The organism is Helicobacter anatolicus, from assembly GCF_021300615.1.
GTDB classification, from domain to species: domain Bacteria; phylum Campylobacterota; class Campylobacteria; order Campylobacterales; family Helicobacteraceae; genus Helicobacter_H; species Helicobacter_H anatolicus.
This window is the reverse complement of the sequence record NZ_JAJTMY010000001.1, coordinates 91,420-118,022: the sequence shown is the minus strand read 5'-3', so window position 1 is coordinate 118,022 and position 26,603 is coordinate 91,420. Positions and strand designations below refer to the sequence as shown.

The following is a 26,603-nucleotide window of genomic DNA, read 5'->3' as shown; positions in this document are numbered from 1 at the left end:
TTGAAAAAGTTTTTACTTGTTTTTCCTTGTTTATTACTTGGTGCTAATTTACAACAAATTAATAAAGACATCAGCGCAAATCAAAAAAAAATACAGAAAAAAGAAAATGAAAAAAACCAAATTACAAATCTCTTGCAAAAACTTGGAATTCAGATCAATGAAAAATATAAAAAAATACAAAATATAGATCTTCAAATTACACATTTACAACATAATATTAGTAATAATCAAAATAAAAATCTCAATGAAGAAAAATCACTCGTGCAATATAAAAATATTCTTAAAGATCTTCAAGACAAAAAGCAGGAAATTCGACAAAAAATTACTAAAATGCTTATTAATGATGCTTCTTTTTTAATTATTCTTAATCAAAATAACCCTGTTTCACCAGATGATATTATCTTGCAAGAAATCTTTAGACTTCTTAACAAACAAGGTCAAGAAAAAATTCTTCTTCTCTCACAGCAAGAGGCAATTATTAATCAAAAAATTAAGGACACCAAACAAACTATTGAAAATCTCAACAGTAGCATTGCTGCCCAAACCAACAGAAGAGATACATTAAAATTAATGCTAAAAGAGCAAAAAAATCTTATCAAAACTCTAAAAAAAGACCTTGCAATCTATAACAAGAAACTAGAAACCATCAATGCAGAACGCAAAAGTCTCGACCTTATCTTGAGTAATCTTAATATCCTCAAACAAAAAACACAAAAAGAAATTGAAGAAGAACAAAAAAGACAAAATGCTCTTGAAGCACCGCTGGAAGTTAAACAAATTGCAAGTTCCTATAAGACTCTCTCTACTGCTACATACAAAGGTCCAAAGACAATTGCTCCCCTAGAAAGTTTTACAATTGAACAAAAATTTGGTCCCTATTTTGACCCTGTCTATAAACTTAAAGTTTTTAACGAATCTATAATTTTGGTTTCAAAAACTCCAAATGCAGTTGTGCGTAATATACTTGATGGAAAAGTTGTATATGCCAAAGAAGTTCCGATTTTAAAAAAAGTAATTATTATTGAAAATGCTAATGGCATTCATACAATTTATTCACAATTAGATAAAATTGCACCAACAATCAAAGTCGGATTAAAAGTACAAAAAGGATATATTATTGGTCGTGTCGAACAAAAACTAAGTTTTGAAGTTACACAAAAAGACAAACATATCAATCCACTGGAAATTTTCCAAAAATAAATTAAAAAAACTCTTTTTAACCGATATTACATTCATAAAGGAGTAAAAATGATTGAAAATATTCATAACACTGATAATAATTTGATGTTAAAAAAAGAATTAATCAACATCGCTTCTAGTGCGGGAAGTCCTTTAACTAGTCAAAAAGAAGAGTTGCAAAGAAGTCAAATCACACAAGAATTAAAACAGCAGCTCCACGAAGCAAGTTCTGAACTCAATAAAGAAATGAAGAGAATCAATACAGATATTAGCTTTAAATATAACGATGATATTCAAGGTCTGGTTGTAACTGTGAAAGACAATAATGGAAGCAAAATTCTTCGTGAAATTCCCTCAAAAGAAGCAATTGAACTTATGAAAAAAATGCATAGCATTATTACTGGATTAATTTTTGATAAAAAGGGTTGATAGAGGGTTAAATAATGGCAATGGGACAACTTAGCTCGCTTGGTATGGGAAGCGGGGTTTTAAATTATGATGTTATCGATAAGTTAAAAAAAGCTGATGAAAGGGCTGTCGTTGCTCCTATTGAACGCAAAATGAAGGAAAACATTGAAAAACAAAAGGAACTCACAGAAATCACAGGCCTTATAAATACCCTAAAATCCCCTGTAGCTACACTTGCAGATTACTCCACTTACTTAGGCAGAACCTCTAATGTTTCTAGTGATGCCATTAAAGCAACTGTAAGTTCTGGTATCCCGATTCAAGATATTAAAGTGGATGTAGAGTCTCTTGCTCAAGGTGATATTAACGAAGTGGGAAAAAAATTCTCTTCTAGAGATGATGTTTTTAGCTCCAAAGATGTAAAACTCAATATCTATACAAAAGATAAATTCTACACGATTGATATTAAAGCAGGCATGACACTAAATGATGTAGCACAGCAAATCACGGATACTACTGATGGCAATGCTATGGGAATTGTAATGAAAACAGGTGGGGAAAAACCCTATCAACTTATGATTAACTCAAAAGGTACAGGTGAGGGCAGTAGAATCTATCTAGGCTCCACCCTCTCTACAGAATCTATTGCAAATCTCACAGAGCTTGATGAAGGAGATTTTAATATTATAGTAAGAGATTCTAACTACAATGAAAGAATAATTAGTGTTAAATTAGACGCACAAGCCGCAGAAAGTCAAAACAAAGCAGAAACACTTAAAAATGCAATCACAGAGGCATTAAAAAATGATGATTTTACAGAAGAACTTTTAGAAAAAGAAATCAATATAGGACTTTCAGAAGATGGGAAAAGAATTATTCTTAATGATAGAAGGGGTTATGGTATCAAGCTAGAAGGCAATAAACTCTCCACTCTAGGTATTACCTCTGCACGCTCCAAAGAAGATGGTCTTTTTAATACAAAAAAACCGATTACTGCGGGATTAATTGAAGGTAGTATTAATATTGATACCATTACTCTAGATCTTGCAAAAATGACAAATAAAAACAACACTAGTGAAGAAAATGCAAAAATTATTGCACAAGCAATTGATAATATTGCTGGATTGCATGCCAAAACAGATGCTAATGGTAAACTCATCATTACTTCTGAAATTGGTGAAGTCAAAATCACTGCTAATGATGCTAAAGGTGAAGCATTTCTTAGCGCTATGGATATGAAAGGTGGATTGTTCCAGAATTATATAAAACTACAAGAACAAATTTTTAATTTTAAAAGTTTACAAAAAGCCAGTGATGCAAGATTTTCCTACAATGGCGTCAGTATCACACGCCCTACAAACGAAATTAATGATGTTATTAATGGTGTAAACCTTACACTAATCCATACTACAGAGCCCGATAAACCTGCTATTATCAGTGTAGGTAGAGATACAGAGGCCATCAAAGAACAAGTGCGGGAGTTTGTAAAAGCTTACAATGAACTTGTCCCCAAACTTGATGAAGTTACGCGTTTTGACCCTGAAACAAAAATTGCAGGCATCTTTAATGGAGTGGGAGATATTAGAACTATTAGATCACAACTCAATGCTCTTTTTTCGCGCCCTATTGGCGTAGGTGCAGGCCACAGTCTTATTGATTTTGGTCTTACGATCAATGAAAAAAGCCAGATGTCATTAAATGAATCAACACTAGATTCCATGCTTTCTCAAGATTCTCAAAAAGCTATCGATGCATTTTATGGTTTTGATAATAAAAATCGTTTTGGACAAGAAGAACATGTGGATGGTATCTTTGTAAATTTCAATAACTTTATCAAATCTCTTGTGGATGGTAGTAACGCAAAATTAACGCTTTATCAAGACTCTCTATCAAGAGATGCAAAAAATCTTGATAAAGATAAAATGCAAGCTAATGAAAGATTAAAAAGTCGCTATGATATTATGGCGGGGCGATTTGCTGCCTATGATGAACAAATTGCTAAAGCAAACAACTCCTTCAATGCTGTACAAATGATGATTGATCAAGCAGCTGGAAATGGAAAAAAGAAATAAAGGTAATCTATGAAAATTGCTAATGCTTATAATTTATATCAACAAAATTCTGTCGCTATCGAATCTCCTGCTAAATTGATTGAGATGCTTTATGAGGGAATTTTACGATTCTCAGGTCTTGTGCAAAGATCTATAGAATCTGATGATATTGAAGGGAAGATCTATTATATCAATAGAATCACAGATATTTTTACGGAATTATTAAACATTTTAGATTATGAAAAAGGAGGAGAGGTTGCAGTATATCTCACGGGATTATACACACATCAAATCAAACTCCTAACTCAAGCAAATGTAGAACATGATGCTGAAAAAATTAAAACTGTTGTCAATGTTACACGCGGTCTTTTAGAAGCTTGGAAGGAAATTCATAATAATGAATTGGCATGATCAATTAAAAATTGCTATTTTAGAAAAAAACACCCAAAAAGCCTTTGATCTTATCACTCAAGTACCTACAGAAAATCTCACGACAATGGAAGATCTCCTAAGCGCACAAGAACTAATTTCTCAAGGGATAGAGCTTTTAGAAAAAGATAAAGAAGAATTACAAAAACAAATGTTGAGAATAAAACTTGCAAAAAAATTTTTAGATTAAAATCTAAACCCATTAACAAGCTTTTTTCATAGCTAGTTTTTAATTTTTCAAGCCTTTTAATGTTTACTACTCTAAGTATTTGCCAAGTGCTCTAAAAAATATAATCTTAATATCATAAATAGAATCATTAAGCCATAATAATTACATTTTATTAGCTTATTAACAACTCCAATCCCTTAATCAATATTTTTATATTTAGAAGGATATTTTAATATCCTATCTTATGGTTTCTTCTTTATATTACTCATCTGTGAGTGATACCTTAATTGCATTTTTAAGCATCTGAGTATTTTATAATTGTTGTTAAAGATTAAAACTTCCCTATAGAGTTTGATAGATTTTTTTAATAGTCCCGCTTAATTCATTATCACTTTTTCCTGCCATAGTATTAATACTATCTCTATTACACCCTATATTATTCTACTAATTGCTTGTAGATTAATCCAAATTCCTTCAAATCTTTAATTACATTCTACTATGCCGTTTCTTGTCTCTTTTGTTTTTTCTAAAAAAGAAGGCTTTTTAGCTGTTTAATATTCAAAATGAACTTTTAAAAATTTCAGATCCGATACGTAATAAATTTGCACCATTAGCAATGGCAATTTCATAATCATTACTCATCCCCATAGAAAGTGTCTTTGCGCCAACACCCTGTAAAGAATCAAATAAATCTTTGGTGATTTTAAAAGATTTTTCAATTGCATCAATCTTTATGCTATGTGCACCCATGCACATCAATCCTTCTAATTTCAAATGTGGACATTTTTGCAAAATCTGATGATAAACCTCCACGCATTCTTCTGGTGACACACCACTTTTACTTTCTTCATAAGAACTATTAACCTGTAATAAAATACGAACACTTTTGTTTTGTAAAGCACATTTTTTTTCAATTTCTTGTGCCAATTCTAAACTATCTACAGAATGTATTAAAAAAGGATTAAGATCTAGCAAGAGATTAATTTTATTGCGTTGAAGATTTCCAATAAAATGCCATTCAATTGGAAAAAGTGTCATTTCTTGCTTTTTATCTCTTAAATCCTGAACTTTATTTTCCCCAAAAGCTCTTTGACCACAATGATAAAGCTCTGTAATTTTTTCTACTTCGCTATATTTTGAAACTGCCACAAGTTTAATGATATGATGTCGACTATACGCAATTCTAGCACGCTCAATTTTTTGTAAAACAAAGTCTAATTTTTCTCTCAATCCCTGCATCATTCTTCCTTTTTAAATCCGCAAATATGGAATTTTTTTAGCATTTTCTCACTAACCCCTTCTAACACCCCATAGGATTTTAAATTTTGCAATACACTAGGTGTACAATCCGTCTCCTTAGGCCATTCTCTATGATATCCATCCATAACTCCTTTATCTGTCGCATCAACAAACAAGGTTTTTTCCATAATTTGCAAATCCCTCTTTGCATCAATATTATTTGTAATCCGCCAAATCAACATATAAGGATTCTTTAAATCATTTTTATAATAATCTACAAAAAACACAATCCCTAGGGAATATAAGATTTCTTGATCAATCTTTTTTAACAATTCTAAAACACTCACTTGATCTTTTTTGATTCCCACTACACAAATAGGCGTATTGCTATCAATAAAATATTGCTGCAAATCTATAACCTCAGGTATATTTTTCTGCAATGCAAATAATAAATCTTGTGAATCTCTAAGAATAAAATCCCGCTTACATATACCTTGTGTAGCATCTACACCAAGCTTTCCACCATAAGCAAAATCATTAGAAGAATGATCAAGAGCATCACACACTCCTTCACTAATTATCAAATTTTTCACATCAAAACGATCTAAAATATACATTGATAATGCTTCATAGTCACTAAAACTAGGAGCGTCCTTACCTACAAAAATTGCATGCTTTACAAAACTCATTTGTCCTACACCCCAAAAACTATGCATTAATTGCTTGGCATGTCCTGTGTATTTAGCATCAACTTTTGCAAAAATTAAATTATGAAATACTCCATTTTCTGGCATAAAATAATCCAGCAAACCATGAGCAGTTTTTTGCAACAAAGGAAGAAAAATCCGCTCAGTTAATGCCCCCATATATTTATCCTCCAAAGGTGGTTTTCCTACCACCGTAGCAGGAAAAATTGGATTTTTTTTCATCGTAATCGCACTGACCTCCAAAACCGGATAAGGTTCAATAGGTGTATAAAACCCTGTATGATCCCCAAAAGGTCCTTCTAAACGCATAATATTAGGATCTACCCAGCCCTCAATCACAATATCTACATCGCTAGGCACATACAAAGGATTGCTAAAACATTGTGCCACCTGCGCACTCTTTTTTCTAATAAATCCATAAAGCATCAACTCATACATCCCATAAGGCAGTGGTGCTTGCCCACACCAAGTATAAAGTGGATCACCACCTAAAGCAATACTTACAGGCATTTTTTTGCCCGCCATTTTATATTCATTAAAAAAATGTTGTCCATCTTTATGAATTTGCCAATGCAAACCTAAATGATTTTTATCATAAATTTGCAAGCGATACATACCTAAATTTTTTTTTGTTCCATCAAGACTTTGTGTATAAATCTGTCCCATTGTAATAAAAGGAGCAGCATCATTTTCCCAAGTTGTCAAAATAGGTAATTTATAAAGATCAACATCTTGTCCTTGATAAATTATCTCCTGAAAATCTGGTTTAAAAAATCTTCTTTTTTTAGGAAAAATATGTCGCAAATTTGCCATTTGATTAAATTTACCAAAAAACTCTTTTAAATTTTTTGGGGGACGAAACTCCAAGAGTGCGTTAATATCTTTTGCGATCTCTTCACCTGTTTGCTTAAAAATCAATTCTACTCTCTTTGGAGAACCAAATAGATTCATCAAAACTGGAATATCAAATTTTTTATTTTCTTTTTTATTAATAGGATTTGTAAACAAAAGTGCTTTTCCTCCATCTGGCTTTTTTGCTTCTAAATACGCCAGATGAGGAATTTCAAGATAAACATCTAAGGGATAATCAATAACCCTTAACTGATCATTTTTATGAAATAGATCTAAAAAATCTTGTAGCATTAAAATGCAAGACCAAGTGTCACGCCAATACGATTCATACTAAAACGACTACCACCAGCTTTTGGTGCCTGATACACACCATCTATACCAATTGTAAGAAATGGAATCAATGGAACATCGAGCTTGATACCATAATTCAATGCCGCAGTATCCCCTAATCCTATATTGTAAAATGTTGACCAACTTGCACCAATGTAAGGAGTAATAGGAATCACAGGTACTTCAAAACCAAGCAAGCCACCAACTTGTAAATTCTTAAAAACACTCTTTGTTTGATACATTACATCATATTTTACTTGAGGGGCAATTACAAATCTAGAAACTCCAAGCCAAATTCTTGTATAACCACCATAAGTAAATTTTGTATGTGAAGTATCCTCATAACCAATATTTCCACCAATTTCAGGAGTGATTTGAAAATTCCCCAAATGCACACCAAAAACACTACTTGCAAATAATGTAAAACCAAGTATAATCTTTTTCATTTTTATCCTTTATTGGGTGTTAGAGCTAATTATATCTATTTTTTCTTATTTTTCAAAAATCACAGATTCTGACTTAATATCAACACCATACATAGGTTTTAATGTCACATCATATGCTTCTTGCATAAAACCATCTTTAGTAAGTTTATCTATCTCTTGATCCAACCAATCCAAAAAATCTTTATTGCCCTTTTTTATCGCAGGTGCAATTACCTCTTCATCTCCCAAAACATCAATCCCCACCATAAAAGGTGTATTTAACCTTGCCCATGCAAAAAGTAGAGTATTATCATGGGCCAATGCCACACCTCTATGAGATTTTAATGCCAAAAATGCCTCTGTGTTTTGATCGTATTTTAATAACTCAATTTCAGGATGATTTTTTGTAAAGTAAAAATCTGCTGTAGTCCCCTTATCAACAATAAGTTTTTGCCCCTTTAATTGCGAAATATCTTTGATTTTTCCTTCTTTAGATACCACTCCTAGAGATACTTTCATATAAGGTTTTGCAAAATCTACAACCGCCTCTCTCTCTTTTGTTTTTGTAAAATTTGCCATAATCAAATCTACTTTATTTGATTTTAAAAACTCCACCCTAGCTGCTGCTTCCACGGGAATGAATTCCACCTTTCCTTTTTCACCCAAAAGATCTTTTGCAATCTTTTTAGAAATATATACATCAAAACCATCAAATTCCCCTTGCTCATTCACATACCCAAAAGGTGGTTTATCACTAAAAACCCCTACTTTAAGCACTCCTCTTTTTTTTATATTTTCTAGCATTCCATTTTCTTGATGATCCCCATTTGAGCAACCCCAAAAAAACATACTTGCAAAAATTGCTATTATTATATTAATCTTTTTCATTATATATCCTTTATTAATTTTAATAACAAAAATCAAATTTTACACAAATTATTGAAAATCAAAAATATTTAAAAATCTCTTAATGCGTTCATTTTCTTTTTGCGAAAAAAAATCATCTGGCGCCATATCTGCCAACACCCTCCCCCCTTCAAAAAATAAGATTCTATCCGCAATCAAACTTGCAAATTTAATTTCATGTGTCACGATAATCATTGTCATTCCCTCTTTTGCAAGCTCTAAAACTATATCTAACACTTCTTTTACCATCTCAGGATCCAAAGATGCTGTAATCTCATCTAAAAGCAAAATTTCTGGATTTGTACACAACGCTCTAGCTATCGCTACTCTTTGTTTTTGCCCACCACTCAATTGTTTTGGCATAGCATAAAGCCTATCTTTTAGTCCCATGCGTGCTAAGATTTCCACAGCCTTTTCCTGAACCTCACTTCGTTTTCTTTTTTGCACCTTTAAGGGGGCCAATAAAATATTTTCCAAAACATTCATATGAGGAAAAAGCTCATAATTTTGAAAAACCATACCAACCTTTTGACGCACATCATGCCAATCTTTTTGTAAATTCAAAACTTTTTGATTTAGCAAAATTTCACCACCTTGAATATCTTCAAGCCCGTTCAGACATCTCAAAAAAGTACTTTTCCCACATCCGCTAGGTCCCAAAATAACAACTACTTCACCTTTTTTTACCTGTACATTAATGCCATCTAACACAACATTATGATTTGCATAAACTTTTTTTAAATTTCTTGTCTCCAAAATTATTGACATATTTCCATCCTAATTTTTTATTCGTTTTTCTAATTGCTCACCTAAAAAAGAAAGGCAATAGCACAATAAAAAATAAATCACAAAAATTAATCCATAAATCCAAAAACTTATCATAGGGGATTCTAAACTTTTTGTCTCAATAATCTGCTGCCCTACTTTCAACAAATCCACTACACCAATTAAAGACACCAATGCTGTAGTTTTAATCATACGTGTAAAAAGATTAAGACTTGAGGGCAACAGCTGCAAAACTGCCTGTGGAATCACAATAAAAATTTTTATCTGCATTGCATCTAATCCCAATGCCCTAGCACTCTCTGTCTGATGTACTGGAACTGCACTCATTGCACCTCTTACCAGGTCCCCTGCTTCTGCAATCCCCCACAAACTAAAAACCAAAATACTTGATTGCAATGCCCCTAAACTAAAATATTGTGCAAGACCAAAATACACAACAAATAGCCATGCAATAAGAGGTATGATTCTAATAGCTTCTAGATATAAACGACAAACCCCTCTTATCAATACCCATTTACTCTGCATAAACAAACCAAGTAAAAAACCTCCAACAATAGAAATAAAAATTGCAATAAATGAAATATATAGTGTATTTTTCACCCCCTCAAAAAGGCGAAGCCACACATTAAAATCCCACAAAACCTCCACTATAAAATCCTTTTATATCTTTTTTCAAACCAAAAAAACAATAAAGAAAGTGGCAATAAGACCACTAAATAAATAATAATTAAAACTAGCAATGTCTCTGTAGTTTTATAATAAGTACCAATCAAATCCTTTGTCACAAAAACAATATCTGCCAATGCAATTGCGCTCACCACAGAAGTCTCTTTCAACAAAAAAATCACATTAGCCCCCAAAGATGGTAACGTATAAAGCAAGGATTGAGGAAAAATAACAAAAGTTAGAATCTGCCTTGTACTTAACCCCAATGCTTTAGCACTTTCTATTTGTATTTTAGATACGGCTTCCAAACCAATTCTAAAACTTTCTGCCATATAACTGCCACCCAAAAAAATCAATCCAATAATCGCACAATAATAAGCTTCGATTTTAATACCTACCTGTGCCAATCCGTAGTACAAAAAAAAGAGATGAATTAGTAATGGAGTGTTTCGCGAAAGCTCAATGTAAAATTTTGCAAGACCATAAAAATATTTCACCCTATAAAAAACTATAAAACTAACCAGTAATCCAAGCATAATTGCCCCTAAAATTCCAAAAAAAGAAATCTTTAATGTAAGCAACAATGCTTTCAAAAATAATGGAACATGCGTAACAATAAATGAAAAATCCATTTTTTTAAATCACACCTTGATCAATCATTGCATTAGCAACTTTTCTAAATCCTGCTATATTTGCTCCCATCACCAAATTTGTAGGGTCACCAAACTCCTCTGCAGTTTTTGAAGAATTTATAAAGATATTTTCCATAATACTGCGAAGTTTTTGATCCACTTTTTGAAAATCCCATCTATGCATACTTGCATTTTGTGACATTTCCAAACCACTCACTGCAACACCCCCTGCATTTGCTGCCTTGCCAGGTCCATAGCAAATTTTAGAACGCAAAAATAAATCCATTGCTTCTAATGTTGATGGCATATTTGCCCCTTCGCTCACACATTTACAACCATTTGCAAGCAACATTTTTGCATCTTCTAAATTTAACTCATTTTCTGTAGCGCTTGGAAAAGCTGCAAAGCACGGAAAACTCCAAACTGCATGCGTGCCTTGCTTATATTCTTCTACAGGGATATATTGTACACTTTGTTTTACTCTCTTATATTCCTCTAAACTCATGCGCTTTTGTTCTTTTATCTCCTTAAGAAGTTCTAAATCAATCCCCTCAGAATCATAAACCATACCTCTAGAATCACTCGCAGTAACAGGTTTAGCCCCTAAATGATAAAGTTTTTCTATCGTATAAATTGCCACATTTCCACTTCCCGAAACTGCACATATTTTACCTTCTAAGCCCTCACCCCTAGCCTTTAGCATTTCTTCTGCAAAATATACTGCACCATAACCTGTTGCCTCAGGCCTTACCAAACTTCCGCCCCAATCTAACCCTTTTCCTGTAAATACACCATCAAAACGATTGGTAAGTTTTCTATATTGTCCAAACAAAAACCCAATTTCTCTACCCCCAACACCAATATCTCCTGCAGGAACATCTGTATGTGCACCAATATGCCTATAAAGCTCATTCATAAAAGATTGACAAAATCGCATAATTTCTCCATCGCTTTTTCCCTTAGGATCAAAATCGCTTCCACCTTTTCCACCTCCCATAGCAAGCGTTGTTAAAGAATTTTTAAATACTTGTTCAAAGCCTAGAAATTTTACAATCCCCTGTTTTACGCTAGAATGAAATCTTAACCCCCCCTTATAAGGTCCAATTGCATTATTAAATTCAACTCTATAGCCCCGATTTACCTGTACTCTTCCTTGATCATCCACCCAGGTCACACGAAATCCAATTTCTCGATCTGGCACAATCAAACGCTCTAAAATTGCATAATCTTTATATTTTTTTTCTTTCTCTAATATGGGTCTTAAGGATGTGACAACTTCTTGTACCGCTTGATGAAACTCTAGCTCATTAGGATTTTCTCTTTTTACTCTTTCGATAATAGACTTTATATAATCACTCATCAGCTACTCCTCAAATTCGTTTAAATGTTTTTGATTCTAACAGATTTTTAAGTATTTATAATAAAAAGCCTTATTGTTTAATCATAATCTTAAAAATCTTTTTTTCTTCATCAAATAGCTCAATATACCCTCCATGCGCTTCAACAATCTGTAAGCTTAATGCTAACCCTAAGCCATTTCCCTTAAATTTCGTCGTTTCAAATGGCTCAAATAAAACATTTTTATTCTCAATAGCCCTTCCATTATCTTGTATAAAAAAATATAGCTCATCTTTCTTTTTTTCTGTCCAAATTTTTATCTTCCCACTTTCACAATCCCCATCCTCAATTGCATCAATAGCGTTATAAATAAAATTTTGCAAAACAATGCCCATCAAATCAAAATCAAAATTCACCATAGAATCTATAAAATCATAACGCACAAAAATTTCTTTGGTGTAAGTATATTGATCAACAATCATCATAAGCTCTTGTTGCAAATCCATTAAATAATAATTCTCCCGTGTAATATTTAAACCTCTGGAAAATAGTAAAGTAGCCTTGATTTGCCGCTCTACACGATAAAGCGATTTTTGTAATTCAAAAATAATAGGTTTTGTAGCAGTATCCACCTTTTTTAAAAGTGTCGCGGCAAGCAGAGAAATTGATCCAATAGGATTTCGTATTTCATGGGCTAGATGCGCAGAAATCTGTCCCATAGCTGCCAATCTTTCTTGACGCTTTTGCACAGTAATGTCTGTGGCTGTAATAATTTGCTTATTTTCTAACACATTACCTTGTACCAAATAAGTCTTTTTTTTATAATCAATTTCTTGAGGAAAATCTGAAAGATTTGCCAAAATCTCTTGAAGTTGTTTAGCTTGTGTATTACGATAAAAAATACTGCCATTATCATTAAACACCCAAATTGCTTGGGGCATAATCTCAATAACCCCTTCATACAAAGACTTGTAATCTTTAAACTCTTTTTCTATTCTATAACTTTGTAAAATAAATTCATTAAGTAAATCCAAAAGTTCTTGCTTATCTTTTGCATCAAAACTATTTAATAATTCATTACTAATGACACTTTCTTCCTCGCCAATTTTTTGCTTCATCTTTTTCCCGCCTGCTGTTCTTTCAAGAAATCAAAAAGCAATTGACTATAGCCAAAACTTCCACTTAAATTATTAGCCAAAGTATCTTTATACATACTTTGATAAATCTCATTGCCTGCTTCTTTTGGATAAAGCGGATTTTCAAGTTTTAAAGCGGTATCTAGCAAGGTTTTTAAAATCAAAGATTCAAAAGCATCTGTTTGTTCTTTTAATTTTTCATCACTTGCATTCAGATTTGGTTTTAGATTTTTATTTACCACACTTGCCATCAAACTAGAAGACACATCAACACGCATTAAAGCACCTCAATTTCTGCACTAATTGCACCACTTTGTTTCATTGCACCTAAGATTGAAATCATCGTTTTTGGTTTTACTCCCATTTTTTGCAATGCGCGCACCACGCTTGAAATCGTTGTAGGTTTTCCATTTGCACTAATCAAATTATAATTTGGATTCAACAATGTGTCATTGTCAATTTTTTGAGAATCTTTTTCATCTAAATATTCTTTTGTTACTTTAATTGTCAAATCACCACTACTTACCACCACTGGATGTACAATAATATCCACTCCTGCAACAATTGTTCCAGATTTTTCATCGATGATAATTTTTTCACGATTTGTATAATCAATATTAATTTCTTGCACCAATGCTAAAAATTCAATAATTGACATTCCTCCTGGCTTTAAAACTTTAATAGTTCTAGGATCAATTGCCTTTGCTAACCCCTCGCCAAAAGTTTTATTTAAGATATTTTGTACCTTGATAGCATTTTGAAAATTTGTTTGCTTTAAACTCAAGGTTAAACCATTTTTATTATAAAGATCAAAAACTACTTCCTTTTCCACTGTAGCACCATTACTAATCACACCACTTAACATATTTTCTGAACTTCCTAAAGTCACATTACCCTGTGCAACTGCATAAATATTCCCATCTACCGCACTTAAAGGAGTAAGCACCAAAGTTCCCCCTTCAATAGACTTTGCATCACCAATTGAAGCAATTTGTATATCAAGCTTATCTCCTTGTCTTGCAAAAGGAGGTAATGTTGCAGTAATCATTACAGCAGCAACATTTTTAGATTTAATATCCTCAGGAGAGACTTTAATGTTCATACTCTCTAGCATATTTGCCACAGACTGCATTGTAAATTTTGAGCTTGTTTTATCCCCTGTGCCATTTAAGCCAATTACAAGACCATACCCGATCAAACGATTGTCTCGCACGCCTACAATATTGGCAATATCTCCTATTTTTTCACCAAAAAGACAAAAAATAGATAAAACCATTAAGATTATTTTTTTCATTTCTCCATCCTTGAGAATTTATCTTTGGTATTACCAAGCAATTTTTATTCCATCATACTTTTAATTTCCATTTTTTGCACAACAATTTTTAGATATAATGGTGCACTAAATTTTTTATCAGGATGAATTTTTGAAAAAAATATTTTTTATCCTACTTTGTATCATACAATTTAATTACGCGCAACGCAATGATGCTTTTGAAAAAATCGGAGATGTTTTGACACTTATGCCAATTTTTGTCGGTGTAGTTTCACTAGGAATAGAAGATTATCGCGGATTTGGAGAACTAATGCTTGGAGCAATCAGCACACAAGCTAGTATTGAAATTATCAAAAGAAGTTTTGAATATGCACACAAAAAAGGTTATGATGTTTCTTTCTCCAAACGTCCTTGTTGCGAAGATTATAAGGGGATGCCTAGTGGACATTCTGGAGGCGCTTTTAGTGCTGCAGCTTTTGTTTACTATCGCTACGGCTGGAAACCTGCTATCCCCATCACTCTTCTTGCAATCACAACTGCAGCTTCAAGAGTACATGCAAGAAAACATACAATATGGCAAGTTATTACAGGAGGAGCAATTGCATGGAGTTTTGGATGGCTTTTTACCTCAAAATATAAACCTAAAAATAAAAATCTCGTGTTTTTACCTAGTATAGGAGTAGACAAATTGGGCGGTACAGAGTACAGCGCCACAATCAAATATAGTTTTTAACTATTTGCACATTTTGCGCAAACACCAATAAACATTGCATTCATATCATGAATTTTATAATCTGTAGCATTACTGCATTCATTAAGTACACTTTCAACATCAAAATACACATCCTCAAGCTTACCACATTTTTCACAAGCTACATGAAGATGTTTTTCGCATGCTAATTCATATTTTTGTTTTTGAGAAGGAACTTTTACCTCCCTTAAAATATTTGCCTCATGTAACGAAGCGATGTTTTTATAAATTGTCGCTAAAGAAATTGATGGATAATCTTTTTTAATTTTTTCATAAATTTCTTCAATTCCAATATGTCCACTTTGATAAATCGTACTCAATATGGCCATTCTCTGTGGAGTTACTTTAAGTTTTTTTGCTTTCAATTGCGTCTCGAAATTCATATGATTTCCTTATGTGCTAAATTTAAAAATACTTACAGAACTAAAGAATAAAACTTTAACGAAACTTAACAACTCTCTTATATACCTGCCATCAAAAACAGGTGCGTGATTTTATCATTTTTTTTGTAATTTTTTATATTTTTTTATGTTAGAATCTAAATTATTGGACATTTTATCTGTTTTCAATGCATACTTTGAGTTCTATGAAATATATAAATATTATTAAATTTTAATTACCAAAAAAATCAAAAAAAAGATTAAGGAAGAATAATGTTTGATACATTAGGAAGTACTTTTAGAAATGTTGTAGGAAAAATACGTTTTAACGATGATGAAAAATCTCTTTCTAGAGCATTGGACGAGTTAAAAAAATCTTTATTAAAAAATGATGTTCATCATAAAGTGACTAAAGAAATTATTCAACAAGTAGAAAGTCAGACAAAAGCAAAGGGTATTGGTAGACAAAACTTTTTAGATTCTTTGCAAAATGCAATTCTATCTATCTTACAAACTAGTAAATCCTATGGCTTTGTTTTTGCAAATAAACCTCCCACTACAATTCTTATGGCAGGACTTCAAGGAAGTGGAAAAACTACAACTAGCGCAAAACTTGCAAATTATCTCAAAATAAAAAACAAAAAAGTTTTACTTGCAGCCTGTGATTTACAAAGACTTGCAGCTATCAAACAACTCAAACAACTTGGCGAACAAATTGAAGTAGAAGTTTTTAGCATTGAAGAAAACCACGATCCTATCTCTATCGCAAAACTCGCCAAGCAAAAAGCCATTGAATCACATTTTGATGTACTAATTATCGATACTGCTGGACGTTTAGCAATTGATGAAGACCTTATGCAAGAACTACAACAAATCAAAGAGGCAATTATTCCTGATGAAATTTTTTATGTTGCAGATTCTTTAAGTGGTCAAGATGGAGTAAGGACTGCAGCAAGTTTTAATGAAAAGTTAGATCTAAGTGGGGTAATTCTAAGTAAATTCGATAGTGATAGCAAGGGGGGTATAGCACTTTCCATTGCTTATCAAATTGGTATTCCTTTGCGTTTCATTGGAACGGGGGAAAAGATTCCTGATTTTGATATTTTTATTCCCGATCGTATTGTTTCAAGATTAATGGGAGCAGGAGACATTGCTTCTCTTGCAGAAAAAACAGCTAGCATTATTGATCAAAAAGAAGCTAAAACACTCACCAAAAAAATTAAAAAAGGGCAATTTACTTTTATGGATTTTATTGCTCAAATTGAAAATATCAAAAAACTTGGCTCAATGAGTTCAATTATCTCAATGATTCCAGGGCTTGGTGGAATGGCAGGGGCGCTCAAAAATGTAGATCTTGATAATTCCATAGAAATTAAAAATATCAAAGCTATGGTAAATTCTATGACCCCAAAAGAAAGAGAGAATCCTGACTTGCTTAATGGAAGTAGAAGAAAACGCATTGCACAAGGTTCGGGTCTTGAAGTTAGTGATATCAATCGCCTCATTAAACAGTTTGACAATGCTGCAAAAATGGCAAAAAAATTTTCTAACAAGGCAAGCATGCAAGAATTAATGAGTATGATGGGGCAAATGCAAAACTTTAAAAGATAATCTAAAACACAATGTTTTTGTGTATAATAACGCATCAGATAATTTTAATTTTCAAAAATACAGGAGTTTTTAATGGCTACAGTAATTAGATTGACAAGAATGGGAAGAAAGAAAAAACCTTTTTATCGCATCGTAGTTACAGATTCTAGAAAAAGACGTGATGGTGGCTGGATTGAATCTATTGGTTTTTACAACCCTTTATTAGAAAATACATCTGTAAAAGTTAATGAAGAACGTTTAAACTACTGGAAAAGCGTAGGCGCCAAAATGAGTGAACGCGTAGAAAAACTTACAAGCAAGTAAGAATCTCTACTATCTTATACCTTTTATGATTGAAGACTTTCTTACCGAATACACAAAAAAGATTGTCAAAAACCCAGAGCGTGTACGTGTATCCAAAGAAAAAACAACCGACGGATACGACTTTGTTATTTTTGCTGCCACGGAAGATATAGGAAAAATTGTTGGTAAAGATGGCAAGATGATTGCCTCTATCAAAGCTTTTATATCAGGATGCAAGGCAAAAAATGGTTTGAATTACAAGGTAATGGCTAAAGCAATCCATGAAGAGCAATATTCAAAATAATATTCAAAACACGCTTATAGAAGTTGCAAGGCTTGGAAAAAGTGTTGGTCTACATGGTGCAATGAAATGCCATATTCTTACAGATTTTCCAGAGATTTTTCAAACCAACACTACTTTCTTTGCCACTTCCATGTCCTCATTTCACAAAAATACCACATCTTTAACCCTAAAAAGTTTTGATTCAAAAAAACAGCTTATTATATTCCATGAAATCACGACACCAGAATCTGCAAAAACTCTTACCAATTGTATGCTAAGCTGCTCCATTGAAGACACAAAAAAATATTGCCATCTTAATAAAGATGAGTTTTTTTGGTTTGATATCATAGGGTGTATGGTTTTAGAAAATAATGAAAAATTAGGAAAGGTTACAGATATCCAACGAATCACAAATACAGATTTTTTAATTATTCAAACTGATGAAAAACTCTGTAAACAATATACAAAAACCTTTTTAATCCCCTATATTAATCAATTTATTTTAACAACAGACATCACAAATAAAACCATACAAACACAAAATGCAAAAGCCATTTTAGAAGAAAGCTAATGCATTTTCATTTTTTTACCCTATTTCCCAATCTCATTACTCCCTATTTTGAAGAATCTATTCTTAAAAAAGCAAGAGAAAATGACCTTATCCATATAAAAGTAACAAATCTCAGAAATTTTTCTACAAACCCCTATCTTAAAGTAGATAACACACAAATTGGTGGAGGCGCTGGACAAGTTATAGATTTTGAAATCCTACATAACGCTCTCTCTCCTATTCAAAACACGCATCATATTATTTTTTTAACCCCATGTGGAAAACTCTTTAATAACCACGATGCCAAACGCCTCAGTCAGAAAAAAAATATTGCTTTTGTTTGCGGTCGTTATGAGGGCTTTGATGAAAGGGCTATTGAAATGTATGCGGATGAAGTATTGTGTATCGGGGATTTTATCCTCACAGGAGGAGAACTTGCGGCACTTTGTCTTTGCGATAGTATTGCAAGACAAATTCCCCGTGTTTTAGGAAATCAAGAATCATTATCTGGGGAAAGTTTTGAAAAAAATCTTCTTGAAGCACCGGTTTTTTCAAAAACTAAGATAAAATTACAAAAAAATAAATTTTTTTATACTCCTTCAGAGTATTCAAAGGGAAATCATAGTATAATGCAAGGTTTAAAGCTGGATTTATCTCTGGCAAAAACTAAGTATTTTAGACCAGACTTATTTCAATTACAGAAATTTTACAACAAGGGTGAAAGATGAAAAATAGATATATCGAGAGTTTTGAAAGAACTCAAATCGGTGAGAAAAAAGCTCCTCAATTCAAAGCGGGCGATACCTTAAAGCTAGGTATTCAAATCAAAGAAGGTGAAAAAACTCGTATTCAGAATTTTGAAGGTTTATGCATTGCTGTTCGTGGAAATGGTGTAGATAGAACTTTTACAGTTAGAAAAATGGGTGCTAACAATATTGGTGTTGAAAAAACCTTCCCGTTATACAGTGCCAGCTTAGATAGTATTCAGGTTTTAAGAATCGGTAGAGTAAGAAGAGCAAAACTCTATTATCTAAGAGATCGAAAAGGTAAAGCTGCTAGAATTAGAGAGCTTAGAAAATAATTATCTCCTTTCCATACATTCATCAATTCTGGTGAATGTATTTTGTATTTTTACAATCTAAAAAATATAGTCATAATACCAACTAAATTGAGACAATCAGGAGATTTATCAACTTAAATCCACAATAAAGCACTAATTTATCAATAAATACTATCTTTAATATTTTAGATGATTAAAGAAAAAATTGTTGCAGAATTTAAACTCAAAAAAAATAACAATAAAATAAATTCCTCTTTAACTTATTTTAATTTTTATAGATTTTTTTATTAATAGTTTTATGTTATGCAAAGATATTTAATTATCAAATTCATACATCCCTACATACTTTGTATTTGAAATATACTCACAAAGCATGATTATTTTTATTACATAGCCAAAAACAAAAACCACATCACATCAATACATTTTACATTAATAATAAACTCTATTTCATCTACAAAAATACCCTATCAAGTAAGGTAAATTTAAAAATCTTTAAAACTATTTAAGATGTAATAATTGTCTAATAAATACAAAAAAAATATAGTCTAGAAAATGTGCCAGCTTTAATAATGAAAGCTTTTTATACATAGCCCTCATAATGTTCTTCTTTAAAAGTCTCTTGTGTTAATGGATTGACCATATAAACGACCTGAGCACCATCGTCATTATTATAGTGTTTGCTAAAAACATTGTAAATAACCTTATCTGTGTCTTTTGTTTTAAAGCTGAAAAATCCCATTTCTTATCCTTTCTTATTCTTTAATTCTTTTTCTAGTTTTCTTAAACGAAGTTCATTTACACTAAGCCAACCTGCTAGAATTATGATTAAAATAAAATCTAAGCTCATATTACTCCTTTTTTTTGATAAAATAAACTAAAGATGAAAAAGTAAGCCCTATCTCTAGGGCTTTGTCTAACTTACTAAGAGTTTGACTATTGCCATTATGTAAAAGGCGATTTGCAAGATTGTCGCGATCAATCTTAACTTTTTCATCTTTTACCTCCTTTTATAATTTCATAAGTTAGTTATTTGCTAACTTATGTAGTAATAATATCATTTTGCTACTTAAAATAAGCTTAAAAAATATAGATATTTAATCAATCTTTATTTTTTTCTTAGCATTATGCTATAATATTCTTTTTATTAAAGGAATAAAATGCAAAGGAATAAAATGCAAGATTATATTAATAAAGATGAATTTTTAAAACTTTTAAAATTAGCCAACTTGAATAAAAAGCAATTGGCTGAAATTAGTGGAATCCCTTATGCAACAATTAATAATTGGGGTTATCGCACACCTTACCCAATTTTTGTTAGGTTCATGCTGGAAAACTACATTAAAACTAAAGCTTGTAATATTGATGATGAAATCATCATAAAAGCTAAAAAATATGATGAGTTAATGCTTTTTTTGAAGGAGCAAAATGAAAAATCTTAGGAGATGAGAATACTTCCTCTCTTAAGACCCCTTTTTAATGATTAAGCTATCAAGCTTTAATATCTTAGCTCCTGCAAGACAAAGCACGGATAAATCTAGTGCTTCATTTCTCTCTCTTACCTTTTGAAAAGAATAAGTATAATACCCGCTTTTTGTTTTGATTTTTGTAAGTTTTTCTGCGGTTAGCTCTTGAAAATAATCCATGTCATAGCTCATAGGATAATGACAATATCCCGCTCCTATATCTTTAATTCTAAGTAATCTTAAAAGCTCACTTTTTCCTGCATAAGTTCCTATGGAATAAAGTTTCACTCCTTTTTGTATTTCCTTTGGTTTATTTACAAAATCTTTTTTCTTTTCACTCTCACTAGCACCTTTAGTTGCAAAAAATCGTTTATCAAGTTTTACAAAACTATACACCCTCTGGGCTTTATCCCCACTATCAATTAAACAAACAGAGGAAATCATCTTTCTTCCAGTCTTTGTATAAAAAGGTTTTTTAAGCTCTCTATAGCATCTCTCCCACACAGCACTCTCATCAGTATTGCCCATTAATCTTACATGCTCCACTCCCCAGTTCTCATATCCTAGTCCAAAGCCTTTAAATTCAATTTCAATTCTATCGCCTTGTATATCTACTCCCGCAGTAATAAATATAATATCATCTGGCAGTTCTGTGGGTTTATAATCTTCTCTTCTTTTATAAAGCTCTACATCTTCAAGCTTAATGCTTGGTGGCTCAAAGCTCTCAGCCAAAATAGTGTTTTTAAATACTTGCATTTTATTGATATTGTCTTTGCTTTCTAAAAAGTCTTTTACAATCTCACTCATTTTAAAAAATGGTGAGTAGATAGCATTAAGAAAAAATCCTACTTTTTTACTCTCTTTTTCCCTCTCCCACCTTCCTTTACTTACTGCTTTATTTTTTTCTTCTTCACTCCATAACTTCTCACATTCAATGCACATATATCTTGCAGTATCAATCAAATGCTCTCCTTTAGTATCTTTCTCCCATTTAATTTGACTAAAGATTAAGGTTTGATAGAATTTACAATAAGGGCAGGGCACATAATAACGCCTTTTATCACTTCCTTCAAACTCTTTTTCAATGACACTACTTCCTGTAATTGTGGGGGTGCTAACTTTAATGATTTTTCTATTATAAAAAGTGTTGGTTCTTTTTTGTGCTAGATCAATACTATGACCTTCTTTGGTTATTTCACATCTATCCACCTCATCAACGATTAAAACGCGTATGGGCTTACTTGCCAATTTGCTAGGGCTATTGCTTCCTACTAATGCAAGGTTGCCACCTTTAAAATTTTTTAATAAAATCGTATTGTTAGAATCCTTGTTGTAAATTAACTCCCTTAATTCTTTAATATCTCTAAACATAGGTGCTAATCGTCTTTTAGAATAATCTTCTGCAATATCTTCTGTGGGCAATAAAAAAAGAATGGTGGCGGGGTCTTGATGGATAAAGTAACCTAATGTGTTATTTAATATTTCACTTTTGCCAAGTTGTGATGCCCACATTAAAACAATCTCTTGATTTTCTTCATTGCTTATTTCTTCCATCACTTCTTTTTGATAAGGCAATGCTTTAAACCTTCCAAAATGTGCAGAGCTTTCTTGGCTAAGAATTCTATATTTCTCACTCCACTCTAATAAATTTAAACGCGGTTTGATAAAAATACTATTGCAAAATATTTGTATTAATTCCATAGCCTTGTTCCTGCCTCTTTGCTGTTTTATTTTAATATAGTAAAAAGGCAATTATTTCTTCTAGCTTTATTCTTCCTGTAATTTAAAATTACTAATGATTAATTCAATAGCTCTCTTTCTTTTCCCTGTGTTATTGCTTAATGTTCTGTCTATGGTGATTGTTTTAAAATAATAATCCTTATAAAGCTCTCTTATCATTTCATTATCCTCATAGCTTAGCATAAACCTCCCTTTAATGTTTTTTAATAATTCTGCTAATTCTTTATGTTCTTTTATTCCAAAGCCAGTGTCATAATATTTCTCTGTTCCAACATAAGGCGGGTCTAAATAAAATAAACTATAATCTCTATCATATTGTTTAATGATTTCATCAAAGCTTTTATTTTCAATAGTTACTCTTCTTAATCTTTCACTATACTTTTTAAAATCTTTTGCTAAATTCCTCACACATGTTTCTGCAAATGTGGTCTGGTTACAGCCAAAGGTATTTTTTATCCTATAATAAAACTGCATGGCTCTATCAATATCACCTCTTATTTCATATTCGCCTCTTTTTATGCGATTGAAAATTTCTCGGCTTTTTAGCTCCATTTTTAGTTTTTCTCTCAAGGTTTCTGGGTGATTTTTAATCACTTGATGCAAATTAATTAAATCCCCATTTATATCATTAATAATTTCTCTTTTAGCTATTGGCTTTCTATAAAGCACATTTAATGCTCCTCCAAATACTTCAATATACATTTTATGCTCTGGCATTAATTCCACTATCTTTTTTGCTAATGCACTTTTTCCACCAACCCAGCCAAATGGTGCTCTTAATGTTGTAGGGGTCAAATCTCTTACTCCATCTTTTTTTGCTTAATTGTCTGATAATTTTTCTAAGTTTTTTTGCACCCTGCCTCTTTGCTTTTTTTATTCTAATATAAAAGCTCTAAGGCATTAATGCTATTCTTTGGCTTGGGGGGGGGTTAGTCTTATTTGTTTGCTTTATTTTATTGTTTTTTGCTCCTTATAGTTAAAAAAACAACTTGTAAAATCAAAACAAATATTAAAATATTTTGGACTAAATCTACCATTTTCACTCTCCTTTGGTATAATTTAAAAAGGTTAAGAGATGAGCGGGGGAACTCTCCCCCTTTGCCCCTTTGCTTACTTTGATTTTTTCTTAGCTTCTCGTAAAATTATGAAAAGCTGTATCAAAGCAGAGGCTAAACCGATGATGGCGGTTAAAAACTCCATCTTTTAACTCCTTTCTTTTATTTCAAAAGTTATTTTGATTAACTTTTGATAATACAATTATATAATAAAAACGACTAAAAATCAAGTAAATGTTATTTAAAATAAATTATTATATAAAAAAGGTTAGCTAAAATATCTACGCCTTAATAAAGGTAAGGCATCGGCAGAAGTGCTTATTTATCCTGTCTTGTAAGATTAATTAAGATTTCTTTTAATGCTCTAAATTCTTTTAATTCTTGTTCTTGCTCTTTAACTTTTTTAAGCAAATTGATACTAGCTTCAATTTGGTTGCTAATTTTATCAATACTTAAGGCTGTTTTTATGCTAGGTTCAGTCATTCCTATCAGCTCACCCAATTGCTTATAAGTTAGTCCTTGCTCCTTGCAAAAGTCTTTTATCTCTTGTGCTGTCACTTCTTTACTCCTTTGTTTCACTATTATTATTTTATCTAAAAATAGCCTTGAATCTTTTTTCCATTTTTTCATAATTTTGCCAGTATATTAATTTGCGTTCAAACTTGTTTTTTATTCCTTTATAAATAGAGTGGCGATTTTCTATATCATGTTCTTCTGAAGCTTTTTCAGCAAATAGTAGACAATCAGTTTTATCAAAACAAATTATGTCGTAATCTTTTGCTAGGATTTTTTTAAGTTCTCTTAGTTCTTTATTGCTTAGCTTTCTTTTAAGCCCTTGTGTATTCTTCACTCTATCTAAATCATATTGTAATGCTTTGATTTTATTTTGATATTTTTCTTTTTGTTGTGCTAGTTGGGATTTGTAACCTAAACTTTGATGCAATGCTAGTTTCTTGATGTTTTCTTGCTCTAAAATTTTTAAGCGTTTTTCCATCTCATTAAAGGCTTTGATAAACTCTATTTTAAATTTATAAGCCTTCTCTCCTGTAAATCCCATTACAAGCAAAGAAAAACCATCGCGGGTAAGATTATAGCAAGGTCTTAACTCTCCTTTTTTGTCTTTAATTTTAACCGCCACAAAATTGTGGTGGTTAAAATTATCTTTTGGTAAATTTTTAATGGCTCTTAAAATAATATCGTGTCGTTTTTCAAAAACTTCAGCTATTTGTAAAGAGTTGGCAAAAATCTCATCACCAACAACTTCAAAAGATACATTTACATTGTTTATAGAGATTAAGGTATTCATTTTTTAAGCTCCTTAATTTCCTTATGTAATTTATTAACTTTTAATGTCAAACCTAAAACCAATACCGCTAAAATTAGGGTTAAAATACTTTGTAACACAATAGCTCCCTTATGGTATAATTAAAGGACGAGTTAAACAATATACAAAAGGTGGGGCAACCTGCCCCCTTAGCTTACCCTTTGTTTTTTGCTGTGATAATTGCCGTTATCAAGCAAATTATGGCTGTTAGCAAGTTGATAAGGTTCTCTGCTAATTCCATTGTTTAACTCTCCTTTCTATTTTTATTTCAAAAGTTGAAGCTATCAACCTTTGATGTTAAAATTATAACAAAATTTAAACCTAAAGTCAATAAAAAAGCTTATTATTTTAAAATATTTTATAAAAAAAGTTGAAGAAAACAACCAGCCAAAAAATTGGCTCGTTAAATTATTTTAAGTCTAGTAGCGTTTTTAGTGTGTTTTTAAGATTATCCATTTCTTTTAATTTTAACTTCAAATCTCTATTATCTATAAGTAGCTTTATGGATTTTTCTAAATTTTCGCTAATTTTCCCTGTTGTTAATATACTTTTTAAAGAACTCTCACTATACCCTATCAGATCACCCAATTGCTTATAAGTTAGTCCTTGCTCCTTGCAAAAGTCTTTTATCTCTTGTGCTGTCACTTCTTTGCTCCTTTGTTTCACTATTATTATTTTATCTAAAATCCCTAAGTCTCTTTTTTAATCCTCTTCTTTAATTTCTTTATCATCCTCTATCCCTTCTTTTTCTAGTGCTTGTTTTTCTAAAAATAAATTAGCCTTTATTTCATACTCCCTAGGGTCTTTAAGTTCGTTTAAAATCTTTTCTACTTCAATATTAAGGAGCTTCTCTGTTTCTTTTGTGATTTTTGTTTGGGATTTTATTGTGTGAGGAAGGGCATAGAGTTTATTTGATATTGTCACAGCAATATCTTCTAATTCTTTTGCAATGGTAGTAATGTGGATTAATTCTCCTTGCTTTTCTTTTAGTGTAAGTTCTTTGAGCTTAGCATCGGCTAATTCTCTTCTTGCTTTTATTTTTCCATAATCGCTAGTTTTACCTTCATTTTCTAATTTATATTCAATATAAGCTTTGATATTCTTTGGTGCATCCCACTCATTTTTGTTTTCTTTTTTTAATATTCCTTGTTTCTCTAAATTATAAATGTGCCTTTCTGTAAGGCTTAGAAGTTCCCCTAGTTCTTTGGTAGTAAAAATCATACTTTTTCAAGCTCTAATAAAAATAAAAGATTACATATTGCATGGGCTAGGTGTGGATATTTACTTTCATTATCAAAGTATTCACCACTTCTATAAGCTTCTATGTGTCTATAAGTTGCACTCAGCATTCTTTTATAATCTTCTTTTTTAGAATTCCTCCAATTTTCTTCAGCATATTTATTTGCTCCATAAGTTAAAACTCCAACAACTTTTTTTAATGCTAAGGGGGGCAATAAGTGATATTTTAATTTTTCATGATCTAACTTCATAAAATTATTATTTTTTAATAGCTCTTCTTTTTGTTCCATAGTTGGTGCATCTTTAAAAAACTCTTCAAAATCTTTATTCATTGTT

The 26,603-nt window shown here is 31.6% G+C and carries 34 protein-coding genes; 14 read left to right on the top strand and 20 right to left on the bottom strand.

The features are described from left to right. From LW133_RS00715 to LW133_RS00695, 5 genes are read left to right on the top strand one after another with little or no spacing between them, the layout of a single operon-like run. Complete coding sequence (locus LW133_RS00715) at window positions 1-1,200, top strand: murein hydrolase activator EnvC family protein (RefSeq protein WP_233075508.1); 1,200 nt, start codon at window positions 1-3, stop codon at window positions 1,198-1,200. 48 nt (window positions 1,201-1,248) lie between these two features. Further along, complete coding sequence (locus LW133_RS00710; protein ID WP_269843698.1) at window positions 1,249-1,608, top strand: FlaG family protein; 360 nt, start codon at window positions 1,249-1,251, stop codon at window positions 1,606-1,608. A gap of 14 nt (window positions 1,609-1,622) precedes the next feature. Then, window positions 1,623-3,659 carry a flagellar filament capping protein FliD gene (fliD, locus tag LW133_RS00705; RefSeq protein WP_233075507.1) on the top strand — a complete coding sequence of 679 codons (2,037 nt, stop codon included), beginning with the start codon at window positions 1,623-1,625 and terminating at the stop codon, window positions 3,657-3,659. A gap of 9 nt (window positions 3,660-3,668) precedes the next feature. Further along, a complete protein-coding gene (gene fliS, locus LW133_RS00700) occupies window positions 3,669-4,049 on the top strand; it encodes a flagellar export chaperone FliS (RefSeq protein ID WP_233036941.1) in 381 nt (126 codons plus the stop codon). Beyond that, window positions 4,036-4,257, top strand: coding sequence for a hypothetical protein (locus tag LW133_RS00695; protein WP_233075506.1), 222 nt, complete (start codon window positions 4,036-4,038; stop codon window positions 4,255-4,257). Before fliS ends, LW133_RS00695 begins: the two co-directional genes overlap by 14 nt. A gap of 537 nt (window positions 4,258-4,794) precedes the next feature. Here the strand turns inward: LW133_RS00695 and LW133_RS00690 are convergent. The 11 genes from LW133_RS00690 to LW133_RS00640 all read right to left on the bottom strand — a co-directional run bounded on the left by LW133_RS00690 (window position 4,795) and on the right by LW133_RS00640 (window position 14,547). Beyond that, window positions 4,795-5,475: a YggS family pyridoxal phosphate-dependent enzyme gene (locus LW133_RS00690; RefSeq protein WP_233075505.1), complete on the bottom strand. Its 681-nt coding sequence runs from the start codon at window positions 5,473-5,475 to the stop codon at window positions 4,795-4,797. Beyond that, window positions 5,475-7,325, bottom strand: a complete 1,851-nt coding sequence (locus LW133_RS00685; protein WP_233075504.1) for a menaquinone biosynthesis decarboxylase — start codon at window positions 7,323-7,325, stop codon at window positions 5,475-5,477. Before LW133_RS00685 ends, LW133_RS00690 begins: the two co-directional genes overlap by 1 nt. Further along, window positions 7,325-7,810, bottom strand: coding sequence for a hypothetical protein (locus LW133_RS00680; RefSeq protein WP_233075503.1), 486 nt, complete (start codon window positions 7,808-7,810; stop codon window positions 7,325-7,327). The genes LW133_RS00685 and LW133_RS00680 overlap by 1 nt, the downstream gene beginning before the upstream one ends. A 45-nt stretch (window positions 7,811-7,855) precedes the next feature. After that, window positions 7,856-8,677, bottom strand: a complete 822-nt coding sequence (locus tag LW133_RS00675) for a cysteine ABC transporter substrate-binding protein (RefSeq protein ID WP_233075502.1) — start codon at window positions 8,675-8,677, stop codon at window positions 7,856-7,858. Window positions 8,678-8,725: 48 nt separating this feature from the next. Then, on the bottom strand, window positions 8,726-9,463 hold the full coding sequence (locus tag LW133_RS00670; RefSeq protein ID WP_233075501.1) for an amino acid ABC transporter ATP-binding protein: 738 nt from the start codon (window positions 9,461-9,463) through the stop codon (window positions 8,726-8,728). A gap of 9 nt (window positions 9,464-9,472) precedes the next feature. Beyond that, a complete protein-coding gene (locus tag LW133_RS00665; protein ID WP_233075500.1) occupies window positions 9,473-10,129 on the bottom strand; it encodes an amino acid ABC transporter permease in 657 nt (218 codons plus the stop codon). Further along, window positions 10,129-10,779, bottom strand: coding sequence for an amino acid ABC transporter permease (locus tag LW133_RS00660; protein ID WP_233075499.1), 651 nt, complete (start codon window positions 10,777-10,779; stop codon window positions 10,129-10,131). The genes LW133_RS00665 and LW133_RS00660 overlap by 1 nt, the downstream gene beginning before the upstream one ends. 4 nt (window positions 10,780-10,783) lie before the next feature. Further along, on the bottom strand, window positions 10,784-12,139 hold the full coding sequence (gene gdhA, locus LW133_RS00655; protein WP_233075498.1) for an NADP-specific glutamate dehydrogenase: 1,356 nt from the start codon (window positions 12,137-12,139) through the stop codon (window positions 10,784-10,786). Between the two features lie 70 nt (window positions 12,140-12,209). Continuing rightward, a complete protein-coding gene (locus LW133_RS00650) occupies window positions 12,210-13,235 on the bottom strand; it encodes a sensor histidine kinase (RefSeq protein WP_332908881.1) in 1,026 nt (341 codons plus the stop codon). Continuing rightward, window positions 13,232-13,504: a Rod binding protein gene (locus LW133_RS00645; protein WP_233076163.1), complete on the bottom strand. Its 273-nt coding sequence runs from the start codon at window positions 13,502-13,504 to the stop codon at window positions 13,232-13,234. Before LW133_RS00645 ends, LW133_RS00650 begins: the two co-directional genes overlap by 4 nt. 26 nt (window positions 13,505-13,530) lie before the next feature. Continuing rightward, on the bottom strand, window positions 13,531-14,547 hold the full coding sequence (locus LW133_RS00640) for a flagellar basal body P-ring protein FlgI (protein WP_233075497.1): 1,017 nt from the start codon (window positions 14,545-14,547) through the stop codon (window positions 13,531-13,533). Window positions 14,548-14,677: 130 nt separating this feature from the next. On the opposite strand from LW133_RS00640, the gene LW133_RS00635 reads away from it, so the two are divergent. Continuing rightward, on the top strand, window positions 14,678-15,259 hold the full coding sequence (locus LW133_RS00635) for a phosphatase PAP2 family protein (RefSeq protein ID WP_269843697.1): 582 nt from the start codon (window positions 14,678-14,680) through the stop codon (window positions 15,257-15,259). Here the strand turns inward: LW133_RS00635 and LW133_RS00630 are convergent. Next, a complete protein-coding gene (locus tag LW133_RS00630) occupies window positions 15,256-15,660 on the bottom strand; it encodes a Fur family transcriptional regulator (RefSeq protein WP_233075496.1) in 405 nt (134 codons plus the stop codon). The two genes, LW133_RS00635 and LW133_RS00630, sit on opposite strands and share 4 nt — an antisense overlap. A gap of 270 nt (window positions 15,661-15,930) precedes the next feature. On the opposite strand from LW133_RS00630, the gene ffh reads away from it, so the two are divergent. The 6 genes from ffh (at window position 15,931) to rplS (ending at window position 19,464) form a co-directional block, all read left to right on the top strand. After that, the gene (gene ffh, locus LW133_RS00625) at window positions 15,931-17,268 is read left to right on the top strand and encodes a signal recognition particle protein (protein WP_233075495.1); all 1,338 of its coding nucleotides are present in this window, start codon (window positions 15,931-15,933) and stop codon (window positions 17,266-17,268) included. Between the two features lie 72 nt (window positions 17,269-17,340). Further along, window positions 17,341-17,571 carry a 30S ribosomal protein S16 gene (rpsP, locus tag LW133_RS00620; protein ID WP_233036959.1) on the top strand — a complete coding sequence of 77 codons (231 nt, stop codon included), beginning with the start codon at window positions 17,341-17,343 and terminating at the stop codon, window positions 17,569-17,571. Window positions 17,572-17,596: 25 nt separating this feature from the next. Further along, window positions 17,597-17,854 carry a KH domain-containing protein gene (locus LW133_RS00615; RefSeq protein ID WP_233075494.1) on the top strand — a complete coding sequence of 86 codons (258 nt, stop codon included), beginning with the start codon at window positions 17,597-17,599 and terminating at the stop codon, window positions 17,852-17,854. Next, complete coding sequence (rimM, locus tag LW133_RS00610) at window positions 17,832-18,404, top strand: ribosome maturation factor RimM (protein ID WP_233075493.1); 573 nt, start codon at window positions 17,832-17,834, stop codon at window positions 18,402-18,404. Before LW133_RS00615 ends, rimM begins: the two co-directional genes overlap by 23 nt. Continuing rightward, window positions 18,404-19,111, top strand: coding sequence for a tRNA (guanosine(37)-N1)-methyltransferase TrmD (gene trmD / locus LW133_RS00605; protein WP_233075492.1), 708 nt, complete (start codon window positions 18,404-18,406; stop codon window positions 19,109-19,111). Before rimM ends, trmD begins: the two co-directional genes overlap by 1 nt. Further along, complete coding sequence (gene rplS / locus LW133_RS00600) at window positions 19,108-19,464, top strand: 50S ribosomal protein L19 (RefSeq protein WP_233075491.1); 357 nt, start codon at window positions 19,108-19,110, stop codon at window positions 19,462-19,464. Before trmD ends, rplS begins: the two co-directional genes overlap by 4 nt. Window positions 19,465-20,026: 562 nt before the next feature. On the opposite strand, the gene LW133_RS00595 is transcribed toward rplS, so the two are convergent. Further along, window positions 20,027-20,185 (bottom strand): hypothetical protein, encoded by a 159-nt coding sequence (locus tag LW133_RS00595; protein ID WP_233075490.1) that lies wholly within the window; start codon window positions 20,183-20,185, stop codon window positions 20,027-20,029. Window positions 20,186-20,618: 433 nt separating this feature from the next. Between LW133_RS00595 and LW133_RS00590 the strand changes: the two genes are divergently transcribed. Beyond that, window positions 20,619-20,885, top strand: coding sequence for an XRE family transcriptional regulator (locus tag LW133_RS00590; RefSeq protein ID WP_233075489.1), 267 nt, complete (start codon window positions 20,619-20,621; stop codon window positions 20,883-20,885). Window positions 20,886-20,906: 21 nt separating this feature from the next. Here LW133_RS00590 and LW133_RS00585 read toward each other — a convergent pair whose 3' ends face one another. Together LW133_RS00585 and LW133_RS00580 are read right to left on the bottom strand one after the other, a co-directional pair. Beyond that, on the bottom strand, window positions 20,907-22,610 hold the full coding sequence (locus tag LW133_RS00585) for a phage terminase large subunit family protein (RefSeq protein WP_233075488.1): 1,704 nt from the start codon (window positions 22,608-22,610) through the stop codon (window positions 20,907-20,909). Window positions 22,611-22,676: 66 nt separating this feature from the next. Continuing rightward, complete coding sequence (locus LW133_RS00580; RefSeq protein WP_233075487.1) at window positions 22,677-23,444, bottom strand: DNA adenine methylase; 768 nt, start codon at window positions 23,442-23,444, stop codon at window positions 22,677-22,679. Between the two features lie 280 nt (window positions 23,445-23,724). On the opposite strand from LW133_RS00580, the gene LW133_RS07355 reads away from it, so the two are divergent. After that, a complete protein-coding gene (locus LW133_RS07355) occupies window positions 23,725-23,856 on the top strand; it encodes a hypothetical protein (RefSeq protein WP_269843696.1) in 132 nt (43 codons plus the stop codon). Window positions 23,857-24,022: 166 nt separating this feature from the next. On the opposite strand, the gene LW133_RS00575 is transcribed toward LW133_RS07355, so the two are convergent. The 5 genes from LW133_RS00575 to LW133_RS00555 form a co-directional block, all read right to left on the bottom strand. Further along, complete coding sequence (locus LW133_RS00575; RefSeq protein WP_233075486.1) at window positions 24,023-24,283, bottom strand: transcriptional regulator; 261 nt, start codon at window positions 24,281-24,283, stop codon at window positions 24,023-24,025. Window positions 24,284-24,293: 10 nt separating this feature from the next. Continuing rightward, on the bottom strand, window positions 24,294-25,010 hold the full coding sequence (locus LW133_RS00570) for a Rha family transcriptional regulator (protein ID WP_233075485.1): 717 nt from the start codon (window positions 25,008-25,010) through the stop codon (window positions 24,294-24,296). Between the two features lie 426 nt (window positions 25,011-25,436). Then, window positions 25,437-25,694, bottom strand: a complete 258-nt coding sequence (locus LW133_RS00565; RefSeq protein ID WP_233075484.1) for a transcriptional regulator — start codon at window positions 25,692-25,694, stop codon at window positions 25,437-25,439. 36 nt (window positions 25,695-25,730) lie between these two features. Then, window positions 25,731-26,249: a hypothetical protein gene (locus tag LW133_RS00560; RefSeq protein WP_233075483.1), complete on the bottom strand. Its 519-nt coding sequence runs from the start codon at window positions 26,247-26,249 to the stop codon at window positions 25,731-25,733. Beyond that, window positions 26,246-26,599: a dATP/dGTP diphosphohydrolase domain-containing protein gene (locus tag LW133_RS00555; protein WP_233075482.1), complete on the bottom strand. Its 354-nt coding sequence runs from the start codon at window positions 26,597-26,599 to the stop codon at window positions 26,246-26,248. The genes LW133_RS00560 and LW133_RS00555 overlap by 4 nt, the downstream gene beginning before the upstream one ends. Between the last annotated feature and the right edge of the window lie 4 nt (window positions 26,600-26,603).